Origin of the sequence: Synechococcus sp. BDU 130192 (assembly GCF_963876085.1) — a bacterium.
Lineage (GTDB): Bacteria > Cyanobacteriota > Cyanobacteriia > Cyanobacteriales > MRBY01 > MRBY01.
The window spans coordinates 1-276 of record NZ_CAWNNO010000050.1; the positions used below are offsets into that span (position 1 = coordinate 1).

Here is a 276-nt window from a genome sequence, read left to right on the forward strand (position 1 = left end):
GACCGAGAGTTTATTGGTAAGCCCTGGCTGTCATACCTGATGCTGGATAAGCCCATTCCCTTTCGTCTGCGCATCCGTCAGACCGACAAGATTAGCAAAGGTAAAGGACAACCAGCGATTGCGGGAGCTCACTTATTTCGGTCATTGGCCATGGGTGAGACAAGAATCCTGCCGGGAAAACGGTGGGTCTGGGGTCGTCTGGTCTATGTCATCGCTACTCGTCTTGACTCGAAACAAAAATCGAAGCAAACGGATGATGATTTTCTGATTATCATC

At 49.3% G+C, this 276-nt stretch carries 1 pseudogene; it reads left to right on the forward strand.

Going from position 1 to position 276, the window contains the following annotated elements:
• Positions 1 to 276, forward strand: a pseudogene (locus AACT35_RS11305) (IS4 family transposase); the annotation flags it as partial.